This window comes from Mycobacterium sp. ITM-2016-00317, assembly GCF_002968295.1.
Taxonomy (GTDB): Bacteria; Actinomycetota; Actinomycetes; order Mycobacteriales; family Mycobacteriaceae; genus Mycobacterium.
Window position 1 is genome coordinate 4,445,617 of the sequence record NZ_CP134399.1, and the last position, 15,387, is coordinate 4,461,003.

Sequence of the window (15,387 nt, forward strand, 5' to 3'; positions counted from 1 at the left end):
CGAGGAGGTGTGATGACCCGTAGCACTCCCCTGGCTCCGATGATCGGGCCGGACGCCGTCGCCTCCCGCGCCGCGGTCCGGTCCCCCAAGACCGCTGAGCTCGTCGCCGGCACGTTACGCCGGATGGTGGTCGACGGGCAGCTCAAGGACGGCGACTTCCTGCCGAATGAGGCCGAGCTGATGGCCCACTTCGGTGTCAGCCGCCCGACGCTGCGCGAAGCGGTCCGCGTGCTGGAGTCCGAGCGCCTGGTCGAGGTGCGCCGCGGATCGCGCACCGGTGCGCGGGTCCGGGTGCCCGGCCCCGAGGTGGTCGCCCGGCCCGCCGGGCTGCTGCTGGAGCTGTCCGGCGCAACGATCGCCGACCTGCTGACCGCGAAGTCGGGTATCGAACCGATGGCTGCGCGACTGCTCGCCGAGTCCGGTTCGGACGAGGCGTTCGACGAGCTCGAGCGGATGCTGGAGGAACTCGCCGCCGACGGCCATCAGTCCAGTCGGCTGGCCGAGACCACCGGGCTGTTCCATCTGCGCGTGGTGCAACTGTCGGGCAACGCGACGCTGAGCATCATCGCGGGCATGCTGCACGAGATCACGGTCAGGCACACGGCTTTCGTGTTCAACGAGCGCCGGCCGGTATCCAAGGCCGACTACGACACGCTGTTGCGGTCCTACCGCAAGCTGATGCAGTTCCTGCGCGCGGGCGACGCCGTCGGCGCCGAGACGCACTGGCGCAAGCACCTCGACAAGACGCGCGAGCTGCTGCTCACCGGCCTGGAGAGTGTGCCCGTCCGCGACGTGATGGGCTAGTCGCCCCGCTGCCAGGTGACGTGCGCCGGCACGGTGTCGTCCCACGGCTGGCGGGTCACCATGTCGGCGACCATCACGTAGCCGCGCTCGAACTCACCGGTGGCGGCGTCCACCAGCCGGTATTCCTGACGCTGCCGATGGATTGGTTGCGCGTCGAGCAGCAGCACCCGCACCTCGCCGGGTTCGAAGTGGCACCGCTTCTGCAGTGCCGCGATCAACTGCTCGTTGTGCATGTGCCCGTCGCCGAAGTTCCAGCCAATCGCGGTGCTGCAGATCCGTTCGCCGTCGGTCAGCACGTAGTCGTCCTCGTTCCAGCCTGCCATCGCCCGGTGGGCCAGCGTGAACATCGCGCGGCCGTGGGTGTTGAACGAACGGAACGCATACCCCATGTACTGGTAGATCTCGGCGGTCTCCTTGCTGCCGTAGAACTTCTCCATCTGCGCGGCGGGCATGCTCGCGATTGCGACGATGCCGTTGGAGATCTTCTCGGCCGCCGACGGTTTCACACACCACAGCGAGGTGTCCCAGTTGCCGGCGTAGTAGCGCATGCCGGGCAGGAAGGACACCTTGCGCGGGAACAGGTTTCCGATCACGACGGTGCCGGCGACAACCGCGAACAACAGGATCGGCCACGGGCTCTGCAGATCCGAGAGCCCGACGCCGGCGTTGCCGACGAACAGCGCCAGCACGCTGAACATCATGAAGACGTTCCACTCCAGCGGCACGCCCATCGGGATCGCCGACAGGATGCCGAAGTGGAAGATCAGCATCACCGTCGCCGCGATCGCGGTGGCCCAGCCGCCATGGGAGAAGAACAGTGCCAGTGGCACGAGCATCTCGATCGCCGTCGAAAAGTGCGCCAGCACGCGCGACGCGCGGCCGGGCCGCAGGTCGTCCGGGAAGTGCTCGAAGAACTTCCGTTTGATCGACCGCGGCCGGATGATCGGGTTGTTGCTCATCATCGTGGAGATGACGAACGGGAAGTGCTTGTTCAGCTTGGACGTGGCCGCACCCACCCAGATCACCAGGCACACGAGCTTGGCTGCGATGACGATGTCGGCGCCGCTGAACAGGAAGCACACCGCCAGCGCGCCGTACACCTCGCCGCGGGCGGCCAGGAACAGCACCTTGTCGCGCAGCCCGGCCACCACCAGCAGGCCGACGACGGCGGCGGTCTGCCAGACCGGCAGCACGCCGACCTCGGATCCGAGTTCGGGGATGGGCCCCGTGCCGTCGGAGAACAACGCGATCACCAGGACCACCAGCAGCGCGGCGTAGAGCACCACGTCGACCGGGGTGCGGGTGTCCCCGGCGGTCAGGGGCACCCGGTTCGGCCACGGTGGCAGCCGAATCGTCTTGGGCCGCAACCAGTACAGGATCGACCCCATCGGCGGGAAGAACCGGTTGTTCAGCGGGCCGAAGCCGCAGCCGAGGCCGACGATCTCGAACAGCATCGTGTAGAGGACGACCTTCTGGTACACGATCGGCTCGTGGTACCAGGCGGCCACGTCGGTGAAGCCGTCTATGCCGCTGGTGGTCAGGACGATCAGCCAGGCGCCCAAGATGTAGAGCAGGATCTTGACCACGTAGAACAGGTGCATCACCACCGGCGTGCCGAAGCCGACCTCGGCCCAGTGGCGCGCCATGGGCACGATCCGCTCGGCCCGGGTGCCCTTGCTCCATTCCGCGTAGTCGACGACGGGCGCGTCCTGCTTCAGAAACCCCATGCACACAGACTAGAACGTGTTCCAGTTTCGATTCCCGCGAACAGACACAAAATCGCCGAGACTATCCAGAAACTAGATCGACCCGCTAACTCCTGGTTGATGGGACTTCTTGATCTCGCTCGCGATCTTCTTACTGATGTCCACTTTCGAGTACTCAGCGAACTGCCGGTGTAAGGCCTCTGCCGAGCTCTTGATGTCGGTCGCCGCCACCGCGTGTGTCATTCCAGCGGCCGCAATCAACGACTGCGCGGTTGCCTTGACTCGGTCAGCAAGTGTAGCCATGCGGTTCCTTCCAGTGTGTTAATAATAAGGCTAGTGACGCCATTTTGAGTTCCATGTTCGTGTGTGTGAACCCGGGGCAGTCCCCAACGCGACCCGTTCTCGGGCGCGGCGCTGGCCCTAGGACTTGCGTCCGACGGGGGCGTCTAAGGCCTGGGTCCAAGAAGGGTGAAGGCGATGGCTGCCATCACGACGGTGGCGACGACAGCCACCGCCACTGGCAGATTTTGGTTCTTCTGCGGGGCACTGCCCATTATCGGAGCGTGGACGACCATCATCAATCCACCGATTCGTAGACGACTGCCGTCCACAAGTGGCGTACGCTTTCCCGTCGCGGTCTCGATATGTTCGACCAGCCCATCTTTGAAGACAAGGCTCGAAACTTGGGGAGGGAGCCCCTTCTTAAAGATATGTTCTTCTCCTCCCCCGCCAACGAATATTGGCTGTGCGCCCAGACCGACGTGTGATGTTTCATAGGGTGCCCATTCCACTTCGACGCTGGCTTCTCGGGCCATACTCTGGACGAAGTACATCGCCAAGCCCAGTGCTAGTCCCAGCACGGCAATCCCTGTGACTCGTCCAGCCAAGCCCGGCAAGAACATCGATGCCAACAAGAAGCCCATACACCCGACGGCACCTCCGATGGCACCTGCGCCGATACCGCGAATTAAGCCGAGGTTGGGGACCGCTTTGGACAGCATGGCTCCGAGCATCGCTCCCATCAGTGACCATGCCAAGATTCGTAAGGCGTAGAACTTGAGTTCAAAAGAACCGACGTCCATGTTGAAAAGTACCTGTGCTGCCGCACCGGAGACGAAACCCGCCAGAGCACTGGCTCCCAGAACCTGCGCTCCGCGACTGGCCGTCAGATCGTGCCGCCGATACCACTCGCCAGCGGCGAACAACATGAACCCCAGGACACTCGCGAAGGCCGCTGACCACAGACCCATTTCCACCACCAGCCGAAACTGGTTGACAACGACGTAGTTCTCCTCCCCATCGCCGACCAAAATATCGGCAAGCACTGCTCCGAGCGCACCGCCCACTGTCCCTGCCGTGGCATACAACAGCTGCTGGTTCGATCTGAGTGCGTTTATGCCATTGGCCACGAAACCATCCCCGCTTCTTCCTAGATCAGAACTTTCAGCAGTGAGCCCCTGGAAAAAACCCCAGGTGGTCCAGAACCCATGCAGATAACGTATCGAGTTGTGTCGACCCGGTTTGAAACCCGCCATCGGATGCTTGTGCCGCCAAGGCAATCCCGACAGAACCGGATTCCGTTTCAACCAAGGCGATTTGGCGCACCAGGTAGGGACCTTCCGGTGAGGGGCCCCAGCCCCCTTTGACGGCGGCATGATTTTTGCCGGCCAGTCCCCATTGTTGGTTGCCTGCCACGTCGCCCATGTCGTTGATTACGGAATCGCTTCGACTTAGGCACCGTAGTTTGGATGCGAATGTCGCTTGATTAGCCAGGGACCAGTCGGTTTGCCCAAATGCGGTGAACTCGCTCCGTCTGCGTTCGGACTCCACGATGGTCGAGCTGTCGCCAGCCTCCACGAGGACGGCGCCCACGGATGCTGCAGCTTCTTCGGGTTGCCCCAGCTGCGCCCATAGAGCCTCCGCTGCGGCGTTATCGGAGCTCCTGATTGCGGGGTCAACAAAAGGCGCGGCGGCTTCCTGCGAGTTCCGAAGCGCAGCGATTGCCAGAGGCACCTTGATCGTTGACCATGCCGGCCCCGTCCTCCACGAGCCGAAACTCCGAACTCCGTTGGCACTGGCGATGGCAACCCCAACGTCACCGGCTATGTCGCTACTGACCGCTTCGAAACTTCGTTGAAGCTCATCGACGCCGCCAACCGCCACCGATGGTGAAGCGGCGGTCGTCCCTACGATCGCTTCGGGACGATTTGTATCCGAAGCTTCAACGCTGTGCTCATCGCGCAGTTCTGCGGTGGCCAGGTTTCCGTCAGCGCTGCAAGAAGTGACTCCCACTGCACACGCCACCGCCATTGCTGCAAAAAAAGCACTGCGCCAAAGATGCGCAGTATTGCTAATAGAGATATACCTCCGCATCTTTACCACCCCAGCATGTAATCCAATCATTCTCGGCAGGAGCAGCACACGTCACCTCGAACAACTGACCACCGGGTGCACAAGATGCCCCAGGAACACTGTCGCACCGAACCGCCCCAACCACGTCCATGGTGCGCCGCTCCTTAGAGGGCTCGCTGAAGTTGTCCCAATACGCACGGAGGATGTTCTCGGTGAACTTGCATGACGTTTTCGGAGTTCCCCGTATGGCTTTCGTGGCCCAGCCTGACCGATTCGTCAGGTGATAGCCACCGGTGCACGACTGTTGGTTGGCGTCAAGCCCAGGCGCCTCTGGTGGTGGAATCACGTTAGTGGGAGTAGGTGCCGTCGTGGGCATCGGCGCGATGGGAGGAGTACTCCACGCTCGCGTGTACGGAGCTGTTGGCGTCGCGGAGAGGCTCGGTTCCGAGCCACTCCCTTCGTCAGAAGACGACCCGGGGTTCACCTTGAGACCCACGACCGCCGCACCGAGCACGACAGGAACCAGCAGCCAAGCCATCTTCGCGGGCAATCTCGGTGAAGCGGCGGGGGTCGGTTGAGGCGAGTGGGGCTGGGTGACCGTTATAGCCGGGGAACTCCGTCGATGCACCGCAGGAACTGGCGCCGTCGGCGCAACCACCGGGGCCGGCGGGACCGAAGCGGGCGGCGGCGGATTCACTGGCGCCGCCTTCCATGCCTGCTCCAATGCTGAATCCCAGCTGGACAAGGTCGGTCGATCGGTTGCGGGCCGGGTCAATGTGTCGCCAATGACCTGACGCAAGCTCGGGTGGACCGAGGCAGGCAGCCTTGCGCGGCTGGTGGCGTCCTGGCTACCGACTATCAATCTCAATGCCAGAAGTCCCAGTTTGTAACGGTCCGACGAGGTTGTCGCCTTTCTCTCGCCGGCGGGAACCTCCCAACCCGGCGTTTCCAACTGAGTGGTCAACGACACGCCGTTGACACGCATGGCATCACAGTCGATGAAATAGATCTCCGGGCGGCTGGACAAAGCAAAGAGGAGATTCTTGGGCGATAGATCGCCGACACAGATGCCGTGACCGTGCAGAAACGTCAGGGCTGAGACCAAACTGCGCAGCAATCCGTACCGCTGACGATCGGAAACAACCTGTCCTCCAAAGCTTCTCGCAAGTACATGCGGTTCGTTGAGCAAGTGTTGGAACTCGGCGGCAATCGTTGACGGACCCTTGACTGTCCAAAACGTGGTGAAGAACTCGTCGGGGATACTCGGCATCACGAAGCCCTTGGCCTTGCCGTTGTCCTCCACTACTCGGCATGGCCACGCCGCGATGCTGATGAGTCGCGCCCCTTCACCGTACGGAAGCGCCTCCAGGAAGGCTGGCATTGCCTTGAGGGCATTCACGTCAAGTGCGGCTAATGCTGCAGGCTTGTATTCCTTGTACACCATCGATTTGGCGAAAGGAATGCTCACCTGCGGGGCTCTATAAACGACACCTTGGCCGCCCTGGCCTATCTTGACCAGCGTCGACGAAATCCTTCTGAGTTCGATGGGCTCAGTCACTTATAGACGCCTTACGCAACGTCAATAGCCCCCAAATCTGCCGATGCCAAGTCTTTATCACTTCGAACCAGGCGTACGCGGACGGATCGCCACCAGTGTGCGATCGTCGTCGAAGGTCTCACGACTGAAATCCACCGCGTGAGCGAACTCGATGAGCGAGGGCGCGGCGGCCCCGAACAGCTCCCTGAAGAGATTCCCGACCCCCCCTTGTCCACCTCCGAGCGGATCACCGATCCCATCGGTACCGAGAAGCAGCACGTCGCCATGTCCAAACTCCACAATCGAAGGCTCAATGCGGGAGGGCACTCGCGGCAGACCTGAGACCGCCGAGGATGAAATACCGCCCTCCCCAACTGTTTTGCCGTCGAGTACGGGCCTAAACTCGCCGTCATGGAGCAGCCACGCACCGGAATCGCCGACTCCGATCACGAAGGCTCTATAGGCTCCGGAGTCCACCTCCTCCACTACTGCACAGGTCATGGTGGTGGCTAATTCGTTCTCGGCCAAACCCGGGTCGGGCTCTGGGGTCTTGAAGACAACCTGTGCCCGCTCCGTCAATGCCCATGCCGTACTCTTGACTAACGCCTCCCAGTCCGTCGCTTCGGTCGCCGTGGGAACTTGGGAGAGCAACCACTGTGCCGCATAGTTGACCACGGCGCTCGACCCGAGATGTGACTGAGCAGCCGCAGACACCCCATCAGCAACGATAGCCACAATTCGACCGTCCTGCATTAGATGAATCGCAAAGTCGTCCTGACGTGGCGAACCGTTGTACCTGTGGAAATGTCCACGCAGCGACGCTCCCCACACCGTCATCGCATTAGTTGACCACCCATCAACAATAGTGTCGGGTCGAAAGGGCAACGACCGGAACGCTTCTCCTATCGGGGTCGCCTCAACATCGGGTGAGGCGGAACCAATTATCAACTGCGGCACCCGAACCGGCCCTGAAACCTCCGAGACAACAGCTCGCCGAACGCCCTCGGATTGGGTTTCCGACGCCTCGCGATCGTTTGGTTCGAGCTCTCCGTCGATGGGAGCAACAGTCCCGACCGAAATAGCGACGTCCGGAACCGAATGCCAACCTGCTTCTGAGGGTCGCGGCACCCCGTTAATCCCGAGCACTCTGTGTGATTGCTCCGAATCCAGCAAGATCTCTACAGCGAACTCGTCAGACGCATTACCCGCTGCGGTGGGCAAGCTCTCGTCGTCAGCGCCAGTCACCTTTTGCGACTGTGACCGCTTGCCCCATCGACGTTTTGGCGTACCAGCCATAGCCGTTTACCGCTACAGGATGTCGACAGCCAGCGAGAAACCTTCCGGCTTCTCCATTTGCAGCTCGGCAGCCCCTGACGCCAGCGCCTGGCCGGAACTGATCACCGATTGCGTTAAAGAGGTGATGAATTCGCTGATCGCCGCGCCTGTATCGACGCCCTTGGCCGCGATAAACGCATATTCTGGTTTAGTGGCGATTTCTTTCACGGTCGCGGCGTCTGCCTCACCGATTCCGAAGGCTAGAATGTTGGGGCGACCGTGCTGCGCCAGAAGATTTGATCGCGCAGTCTGCCAATCTTCGCCTGAGTTCGGCTGACCATCGGTCAGGAAAAACACCGCAGGCCGGTTCACGGCATACCCTAAAGATTTAAGTTTGGGAATGTCCTGATTGACACGTGAAGTGAGTTCATCAAACGCTGCAGAATATGAAGTCATCCCTCTCGCCTGCAGCGTCGGCATCGCAGGAAGCTCACGCAAATCACTAGGCACAAGGTAGGTGTGTGCAGTGTCGGAGAAACCCACAACCGAAAAACGCACCTTAGCGGCGGCGAACGACTCCTTTTGTAGCGAGTCTTGAAGTGTTACCAGCCCCTCGTTGAGTTCTGAGATATTCGGAGTCATCGAACCCGATTCGTCGGCGACGAAATACACCGGAAGCACCGTGCCCTGTGGTTCCACCCTTATGTCCCCTTCGCTGCGTCAGCTGCTGGCCTCCCCCCGCGGGTAGACCATTGGATTCAACCACAGACGCGCGCTACAGAAGCAGGTCCCGAAAATTTGCCAGCGCTGAGACTAGGCGTCCTGTTTGGCGGGCGGGCGGTAGAAGATCACCAGCTGGCCGATGCCGCCGGCCAGGCCGAGCACGACGGCGATGAGCAGGCCCCACCAGCCGTGCAGCAGGTCGTAGAAGGCGCTGCCGGAGAACAGCAGGTAGTCGAGGCTGAGCTTGCCCGCGCCGATCGTGGCGATGCCGACCGCCGAGGCCGCGAGCACGAGGTTGTACTCCCAGCCCTCCTTGACGATGAAGAACCCGTTGGCCCGGTGCACGGTCCAGGCCGCGACGAGCATCAACGCGACGAAGCCGGCTGCCGGGACCGGGGTCAGCAGGCCCAGCGCCAGCCCGATGCCCGCGGCCATCTCGGTGCTCGCGGCGATCCGGGCGTGGAACATGCCCGGCCGCATCCCCATGCTGTCGAACCAGCCGGCGGTGCCTTTCAGTCCGCCCTTGCCGAAGAACTTGTTGTAACCGTGTGCGGCCATCGTCAGACCGAGGACGACTCGCAGGATCAGGACTCCGACGTCATAGGCACTCATGTAACAGAACTTAGAACATCTGTCACGTCGCTGCCCAGCCCCCGTCCTACTCCGCCGGCACCCAGTTGCCGTGGAAACCCGCCGGCACCCGGTGCGGTAATCGGACCGCGGCGACGTCGTCGAGGGTCTGTGCGTCCAGGATCGCCAGCTCGCTGCGATCGGTGGCACGGTCGTACACGTAACCCATCAGCACACCGTCGTCCTCGCCGGCGTCGGGTGCCGACGGGTGGAAGACGAACTCACCGACGGTCTTTTCGTTCCCGAAGGACCGGGACATCGAACCGGATCCGGTGAAGTCGTGCTTGAGCAGGGTGTCGGCGCAGGATCCGCCTCCGGTGACCGTCGGGGCGTAGCCGTAGCGGTGCGGCCGGCCCACCACGCGTTCGTCGACGCGCGGGAACTCTTGCCCCCGGTCGTCGATCCGGGACTCCCGCACCTTGCCGTCTGCCAGATCGACGGTCCACCTATCCAGCGTCGGCATGCCCTCGTTGGGCCCGAGACGGTCGGTGGCGAACATCTTCTCGTGCCGCACGACGTCGAGCACGACGGTGTCGCCGTCGTCGAACGCGTTCATCGGGTGGAACACGTAGCAGGGCTCGATCTCGAACCAGCGGACGTCGGCGTTGCCGCCCTCGCGGGGCATGACGCCGATTCGGGCCGGGTACCGCGGGTTCCACGAGTACGGGAACGCCGGGTCGCCGGACCGCCGGCCCGGGCGGCGCGCGGCGACCGGGTCGGGGATGCGCACCCGGCCGATCAGCGCGGACAACACCAGGCGCGCGGGCAGTTGCAGCCAGCGCGGCACACCGACCGCGGCGGCCCGCCGCGCGTCGAAGGTGACCGGAAGGTCGTAGAACACCACATGGCGCTCGGTCAGCGAGAAGTCGTGCATCATCGGGCTGCCCGTGACCTCGACGTCGATGGTGCGTCTGGCCCGTCCGTCTGTCCCGATCACCGAGTACTGCACCGTGTTTCCGTTGAGCAGGCAGTAGGACACCGCATGCAGTTCGCCGGTCTGCGGGTCGCGCTTGGGGTGTGCGGTGTAACCGCCGGTCAGGGTCCCGTCGAAATCGCAGACGCCGACGGTCTCCAGTTCGTCGGTCAGCTCGTACTGCGCGACGCCGGATTCGATCAGCGCGAGCGTCTTGCCCGCATGCCCGATCACGTTGGTGTTGGCGCCGATCGGGGTGAGGCCGAAGTCCCCGCGGGGCGGGCTCTCCCCCAATGCCTCGGCCACGACGGGACTGCGCACCCAGCGGTTGCGGTACCACTGCGCTCTTCCGTCCCGGAGGCGGATGCCGTGCACCATGCCGTCGCCGGTGAACCAGTGGTAGAGCTCGGGGTCGACCTCGGCGACCGGATTGGGCCCGTTGCGCAGGTAACGGCCGTCCAGATAGTCGGGGATGCGGCCCCGCACGTCGAGGTCGGTGAGCGTGTACTCGTCCACCAACGGTGCGAACGCGCCTTCGAGGTACTGGTTGGCCATTGCGGTCCGCTCCCCTGCATCGTCCGTGCACCCTGTATAGCACCACTACGGGGGCGAACGTAGCTCCCAGGTGAGCCGGTCCAGGTAGGCGTCCAGGTCACCGATCACCGAATCCGCGGCGTGCACGCTGACCGCGACCGCACCGCCGATGCCGTGCACGCCGTGTGTCAGGCCCATCATCGGCGACAACGACGGGAAGCCCGCGGTGAGCACCACGGGGTCGCCGCCGAACGTCAGATCCGCCGGCCCCCGGTTGACGCTGGAGACCACGGTGTTGCCGGTGACCTCCGCCGACCGCACGTTCGGATCGAATTGCGCGACGCCCCAGCGCAACAGCGGCGCGGGCAGGGCGGCCAGTGCGGCGGCCTCGGCGCGCAGCGCCGGATGTACGGCCCGCCGCCGGCGCCGGCGCAGATCGGCGGCGATCGCCGCACTGCGCTCCGGTGCGGGCAGTTCCGGGTACAGCTCCACGCTGACATTGCCGTAGTGGTTGCGCGCCTGCCTCGGTGCCGTCCGCGCCATCGGAACCTCGGCGCCCAGCCGTGCCGGATCGTCACCGTGCGCACGCAGATGCCCGGCGAGCGCTGCCGACACCGCCGCGAGCACCCCGACGGTCACCGTCGCCGCGCCGAACTGCTCGCGGCGGCACACCACGGTCCGCAGGTGCCGCGGGCCGGCAGCGTGTTGGTGCGCAGCGCCGGACGTGGAAGCGCCTGTGGCGGAACGAGGCCCGCATCGGTGTCGCGGACCAGTCGGCGGTGCGCGCGCCCGGCGGCTGACGCACGCCACGGCAGGGCCGCAGCCCGCACCGGCGTCGCGGTCACCGTAGGCACCGCGCCGTCGCGGCCGAACAGATGCGCCGCCAGCGCCGAGGCCAGCACACCGTCGGCGAGGGCATGAGAGATCTGCAGCACGGCAACCGAACCCGGCCCCGCACCGGGGATTTCCCCGACATCGGGGAACACATGCAGGCGCCAGGTGGCGTCGCGGGCGTCGAGCGACTCGTCGGTCAACCCCGCAACGGTGGTCAGGCATCCCTGCCACGTCGGCGGGTCGACCTCGTGCACCACGATCTGGTCGGTGGTCACCTCGCGGTGCACCCAGACCGGATAGGTCCAGAACGCGGTGTCGTCGACGCGCATCCCGAAGTCGGCACAGGCCCGCGCCCGGTCGCGCACCGCGGCGAGAGCGGCCTCGAGGCTGTCCGGGCGCCCGCCGAACGCGTAGAGCAAGAACTGGTCGCTGGGGACCGAGGCCGACATCCAATAGGTCTGGGCGTCGACCGCTGCGAGCCGGCGCACCGTCATGGGCCCCAGGCTAGGCTGGCCCGCATGCCGACGCTGCCGGGGCCCTCCGCCACCGGGGCGGCGCTGGTCACCGGCGCGTCGTCGGGGATCGGTGAGCACATCGCCCGCGAGTTCGTCCGGCGTGGACACCAGGTGATCCTGGTGGCCCGTCGCGCCGACCGCCTCCGCGAGCTCGCCGCGGAGCTCGGCCCTGGCGCACATGTGCTGGCCGCCGACCTGGCCCGGCCCGCTGACCGGGCGGCGCTGCCGGACCGGGTGGCCGAACTCGGGCTGACGGTGGATGTGCTGGTCAACAACGCCGGCATGGCGAACGTCGGCGGGGTCGCCGGCATGGACGTGGACGCCGAGCTGCGGCTGATCGAGGTCGACGTCGCCGCGGTGGTCGATCTGTGCACCCGTTTCGTGCCCGGCATGGTCGCCCGCGGCCGGGGCGCGGTGCTCAATGTCGCATCGGTCGGCGCGTTCGGGCCGGTGCCGTGGCAGGCGTCCTACGGAGCGGCGAAAGCGTTCGTGCTGTCCTACACCGAGGCGATGGCCGAGGAGTTGAAGGGCACCGGCGTCGCCGCCGCGGTCGTGTGTCCGGGCCCGGTGCGGACCGGATTCGGCGAAGCCGCAGGCATTCCCGACGCCGAGGCGGAGAAGCTGCTGCCGAAGTTCTTGTGGGAGCAGCCCGACGACGTCGCCCGGACCGCACTCGACGGTCTGGCCGGCGGTAGACGGGTGATCGTGCCCGGCCGAGCGAACCGCGTCGCCGCGGCGCTGAACCGGCTCGCACCACGCTGGATCCTGTTGCCGATGCTGGGCCGCGGCCACCCGGGCCGCGACCGCCGCTGAGCGGCTACACCGGGTCGAACTTGGAGATCAGCCAGCGGTCGCCGTCCTTCTCCAACGTGACCCGCACGCTCGACGCCGTGTCGGTGGGCGCGGCCGCACCAACGGACACCGTCTGGTTCACGAACAGCAGCACCACGGCCTCGCCGGGAGTGGCCGACACCGACGCCGCTGCCGGCACCGAGGCGACCGCGGAGATCTGCTGCTCCTTTGCGCCGGGAATCACCACGTCGTCGGTCAGTGACGTGTAGGCCTCCCGGAAATCGCCGGTCAGCAGATCGCGCGCCGCACCGAGCTGCTCCTCGACCTTGTCGGGGGTGTAGGACAGCAGCGCGATCGTGCTGTCGCGGGCCGCCTGCACGGAGGTCATCGCGGCGATCTCGTTGTTGCGCACCGAGTTGTCGCGCCACTTCAGATATCCCGCGCCCATCGCGAGCACCAGGGCCAGTGCCGGCAGCAGCCCGAACGCGACCACCCGCGACCACGCCATCGGCTTCTTGGGCGGCGCGACTGCGTCGGTGGACTCGTCGGCGGCCTCGGTGGACTCAGTGACCTCGGTGGACTCGTCGGGCTCGGTGACGTCAACTGTGTCGTCGACGATCTCGCTCTTCTCGTCGCCGGGCACGTTGCGTTTCACATCTTCACTCACGGCACGAACTCCACTTTCGAAACCTTGGCATCGCCGTCGACCTCTTGCACGGATATCCGCATCCGCCAGGCCCGCGGCTGTTGTTCGGGCGCACCGGCATTCGTCGTCTGCACGGTCACCGCGACGAGCACCTGGGCCTCGTTGTCGCCGACGCTCTCCAGACCGGCCTCGGCGACGGTGCCGACCGACTTCGACTGGGCCTGCTTGACCACCTCGACGAAAGGCTCTGCACGCTGCTGGAACTCGTCGTAGAACGTGCCGGTCGCCGAATCGAGAATGCGCTGCACGTCGGCGTCGGCGTTCTCCCAGTCGATGGTCGTCAGATTCACCGCGCCCTGGCGACCGACCTGCAGGAACACATTGCGCTGCGCCTCGGCACGATCGGACTCGTAGGTCCGATAGCCGAGCCAGCCGGTGAGCGCCGCGAGCGCCACCACCGCGACGATCCCGGCGATCAGCGCGAGCTTCACGTGCGAGATCGGGTTGCGGGTCGCTGGTTCGGTGTCCTCGACGGTCTCGGCAACGGCCTCGTCACCGACGGTCTCGTCGGCCGCGGAATCCGTGGAATCCGCGGCCTCTACCGCCCCGGACTCGGGTTCGACGGTGCCGGACTCGGGCTCGCCCGCCTGCGCGGTCGGCTTTTTCAGTTCCCCGTCGGGGGCAGCAGCATCGTCTGCCATGTTCGCTCCTCTGTGGCACTTTCTGCCAGATTGGACTGTGCGTACACACGTCCGTCCGGACCAACGTACGTGCCGTCGGCGGGATCGTATTCGGCGACCGCCACCGGCGGCTGGGCCGGGCCGGGTGGGGCAGCAGCTTCGGCAGGTTGCTGACCCGGCCGCAGCTGGGGCACGGCCTGCCCCGACAGCGTCGCGTTCGGGTCGCCCTTCCAGTTGTATCCCTCGTTCAGCGGGACGTAGACCTCGTCGCTCTCGCACATGGCGGCGCTGGGCGCACGCTTACCGGGCGCGGTGATGCAGGGCAGGTTGCGGGCACCGCGCACGTTGAACGCACTGTCCTGCGGCACCCGGCAGTAGAGGTCCCCTGCGGGCCGTTCGGGATAGTCCTCGAACGTCGGCCCACGCTGCTGCTGAGCCGGCAGGAAGCCGGTGGTGCACGGCGGCGGCACGTTCAGGTTCAGGTTGAACACCAGGTAGTCGCCCATGTAGTCCTGCTTGGTCCCGTGCTTGGCGATGCCGACGGCCTGGGTCACGGCGGTGCCCTGGGGCAGCAGCACCAGCAGCTGCTCCAGGCTGGGCTGGTAGGCGACGGCCACCTCGCCGACACTGACCAGGTTGGCGAGCACGACGGGCAGCGTCGGCTGCAGCCGGTCGAACAGCGCCCTGGTCTCCTCTGCCGCACCGGGGCCTTTGCTGAGCAGGCCGGAGACCGCGGCGTCCTCGCGCTGCAGTTGCCCGGTGACGTCCGCCAGGTTGGCTGCCCACGCCCGGATCGAGCTCGACGTGTCGATCTGGGAGTCCAGTACCGGCTCGGACTGGTCGATCAGCGTGGTCAGTGAGTCGAGCTCTTGGCGCGCATCGATGGCCAGTTGAGTCGATCCGCTCACCAGCCGGCGCAGTTCGGGTCCCAGACCGCCCACCGCCTCGTAGGCCTCGTCGACGACCGTCCGCAGGTTGTCCTGCGGAATCGCCTGCAGGCCCAGGTTGGTCAGCTCCAGAACCGCGTTGACGTCGGCAGGCACCTTGGCCCGGTCGCGCGGGATCACGTCGCCGTCGCGCAGTTGCGGGCCACCGGCGCTCTGCGGCGTCAGCTGCACGAACTGTTCGCCCACCGCCGACTGGCTGCGCACCTCGGCCACGACGTCGGCCGGGATCTCGATGTCGGAGTTCAACGACAACTCGGCCGCCACCCCGCGGTCGGTCAACCCGACGCTGTCGACGACGCCGACCTGCGAACCCCGGTAGGTGACGTTGCTGCGCTCGTAGAGCCCGCCGGTCTCGGGCAGCTCGACGGTCACCTTGTACTGGCCGATGCCGACCATCTCCGGCAGCCGCATGTAGCCGAAGACCATCGTCCCGACGGCGGCCACGGCCAGCACCGAGAAGATCGCCACCTGGATCAGCATCTTGCGTGTCAGTCGCATG

General features: G+C 65.4%; 13 protein-coding genes and 1 pseudogene. 2 read left to right on the plus strand and 12 right to left on the minus strand.

The genetic code is table 11. From position 1 onward, the window contains the following. Positions 1-12: 12 nt before the first annotated feature. The gene (locus C6A87_RS21180) at positions 13-804 is read left to right on the plus strand and encodes a FadR/GntR family transcriptional regulator (protein WP_311114055.1); all 792 of its coding nucleotides are present in this window, start codon (positions 13-15) and stop codon (positions 802-804) included. On the opposite strand, the gene C6A87_RS21185 is transcribed toward C6A87_RS21180, so the two are convergent. The 9 genes and pseudogenes from C6A87_RS21185 to C6A87_RS21225 form a co-directional block, all read right to left on the minus strand. Further along, the gene (locus C6A87_RS21185; RefSeq protein ID WP_311114056.1) at positions 801-2,531 is read right to left on the minus strand and encodes a DUF3556 domain-containing protein; all 1,731 of its coding nucleotides are present in this window, start codon (positions 2,529-2,531) and stop codon (positions 801-803) included. The two genes, C6A87_RS21180 and C6A87_RS21185, sit on opposite strands and share 4 nt — an antisense overlap. A gap of 425 nt (positions 2,532-2,956) precedes the next feature. After that, the gene (locus C6A87_RS21190) at positions 2,957-4,045 is read right to left on the minus strand and encodes a hypothetical protein (protein WP_311114057.1); all 1,089 of its coding nucleotides are present in this window, start codon (positions 4,043-4,045) and stop codon (positions 2,957-2,959) included. Continuing rightward, positions 3,954-4,892 carry a hypothetical protein gene (locus tag C6A87_RS21195; protein ID WP_311114058.1) on the minus strand — a complete coding sequence of 313 codons (939 nt, stop codon included), beginning with the start codon at positions 4,890-4,892 and terminating at the stop codon, positions 3,954-3,956. The genes C6A87_RS21190 and C6A87_RS21195 overlap by 92 nt, the downstream gene beginning before the upstream one ends. After that, positions 4,861-6,420, minus strand: a complete 1,560-nt coding sequence (locus C6A87_RS21200; protein WP_311114059.1) for a serine/threonine-protein kinase — start codon at positions 6,418-6,420, stop codon at positions 4,861-4,863. The genes C6A87_RS21195 and C6A87_RS21200 overlap by 32 nt, the downstream gene beginning before the upstream one ends. Positions 6,421-6,477: 57 nt before the next feature. Further along, positions 6,478-7,644, minus strand: coding sequence for a protein phosphatase 2C domain-containing protein (locus C6A87_RS21205; RefSeq protein ID WP_311114060.1), 1,167 nt, complete (start codon positions 7,642-7,644; stop codon positions 6,478-6,480). 63 nt (positions 7,645-7,707) lie between these two features. Next, entirely contained in the window at positions 7,708-8,346 is a 639-nt protein-coding gene (locus tag C6A87_RS21210; RefSeq protein ID WP_311114061.1) for a VWA domain-containing protein, read from the minus strand. 141 nt (positions 8,347-8,487) lie between these two features. Then, the gene (locus C6A87_RS21215) at positions 8,488-9,009 is read right to left on the minus strand and encodes a DoxX family protein (protein ID WP_311114062.1); all 522 of its coding nucleotides are present in this window, start codon (positions 9,007-9,009) and stop codon (positions 8,488-8,490) included. A gap of 46 nt (positions 9,010-9,055) precedes the next feature. Continuing rightward, complete coding sequence (locus C6A87_RS21220; protein WP_311114063.1) at positions 9,056-10,495, minus strand: carotenoid oxygenase family protein; 1,440 nt, start codon at positions 10,493-10,495, stop codon at positions 9,056-9,058. Positions 10,496-10,540: 45 nt separating this feature from the next. Beyond that, positions 10,541-11,802 (minus strand): annotated as a pseudogene (locus C6A87_RS21225) (WS/DGAT domain-containing protein). 24 nt (positions 11,803-11,826) lie between these two features. Here C6A87_RS21225 and C6A87_RS21230 point away from each other — a divergent pair. Next, entirely contained in the window at positions 11,827-12,636 is an 810-nt protein-coding gene (locus tag C6A87_RS21230; protein ID WP_311114064.1) for an SDR family oxidoreductase, read from the plus strand. Between the two features lie 4 nt (positions 12,637-12,640). Here the strand turns inward: C6A87_RS21230 and C6A87_RS21235 are convergent, their stop codons facing one another. From C6A87_RS21235 to C6A87_RS21245, 3 genes are read right to left on the minus strand one after another with little or no spacing between them, the layout of a single operon-like run. Then, on the minus strand, positions 12,641-13,282 hold the full coding sequence (locus tag C6A87_RS21235) for a hypothetical protein (RefSeq protein WP_311114065.1): 642 nt from the start codon (positions 13,280-13,282) through the stop codon (positions 12,641-12,643). Continuing rightward, positions 13,279-13,962 carry an Mce protein gene (locus C6A87_RS21240; protein WP_311114066.1) on the minus strand — a complete coding sequence of 228 codons (684 nt, stop codon included), beginning with the start codon at positions 13,960-13,962 and terminating at the stop codon, positions 13,279-13,281. The genes C6A87_RS21235 and C6A87_RS21240 overlap by 4 nt, the downstream gene beginning before the upstream one ends. Then, positions 13,926-15,386: an MlaD family protein gene (locus C6A87_RS21245; protein WP_311114067.1), complete on the minus strand. Its 1,461-nt coding sequence runs from the start codon at positions 15,384-15,386 to the stop codon at positions 13,926-13,928. The genes C6A87_RS21240 and C6A87_RS21245 overlap by 37 nt, the downstream gene beginning before the upstream one ends. Between the last annotated feature and the right edge of the window lies 1 nt (position 15,387).

Excerpts from the sequence above, each read along its gene's own strand:
- C6A87_RS21230 (WP_311114064.1), top strand. The coding sequence starts at position 11,827 with ATGCCGACGCTGCCGGGGCCCTCCGCCACCGGGGCGGCGCTGGTCACC.
- C6A87_RS21180 (WP_311114055.1), top strand. The coding sequence starts at position 13 with ATGACCCGTAGCACTCCCCTGGCTCCGATGATCGGGCCGGACGCCGTC.
- C6A87_RS21220 (WP_311114063.1), bottom strand. The coding sequence starts at position 10,495 with ATGGCCAACCAGTACCTCGAAGGCGCGTTCGCACCGTTGGTGGACGAG.
- C6A87_RS21185 (WP_311114056.1), bottom strand. The coding sequence starts at position 2,531 with ATGGGGTTTCTGAAGCAGGACGCGCCCGTCGTCGACTACGCGGAATGG.
- C6A87_RS21215 (WP_311114062.1), bottom strand. The coding sequence starts at position 9,009 with ATGAGTGCCTATGACGTCGGAGTCCTGATCCTGCGAGTCGTCCTCGGT.
- C6A87_RS21190 (WP_311114057.1), bottom strand. The coding sequence starts at position 4,045 with ATGGCGGGTTTCAAACCGGGTCGACACAACTCGATACGTTATCTGCAT.
- C6A87_RS21240 (WP_311114066.1), bottom strand. The coding sequence starts at position 13,962 with ATGGCAGACGATGCTGCTGCCCCCGACGGGGAACTGAAAAAGCCGACC.
- C6A87_RS21245 (WP_311114067.1), bottom strand. The coding sequence starts at position 15,386 with ATGCGACTGACACGCAAGATGCTGATCCAGGTGGCGATCTTCTCGGTG.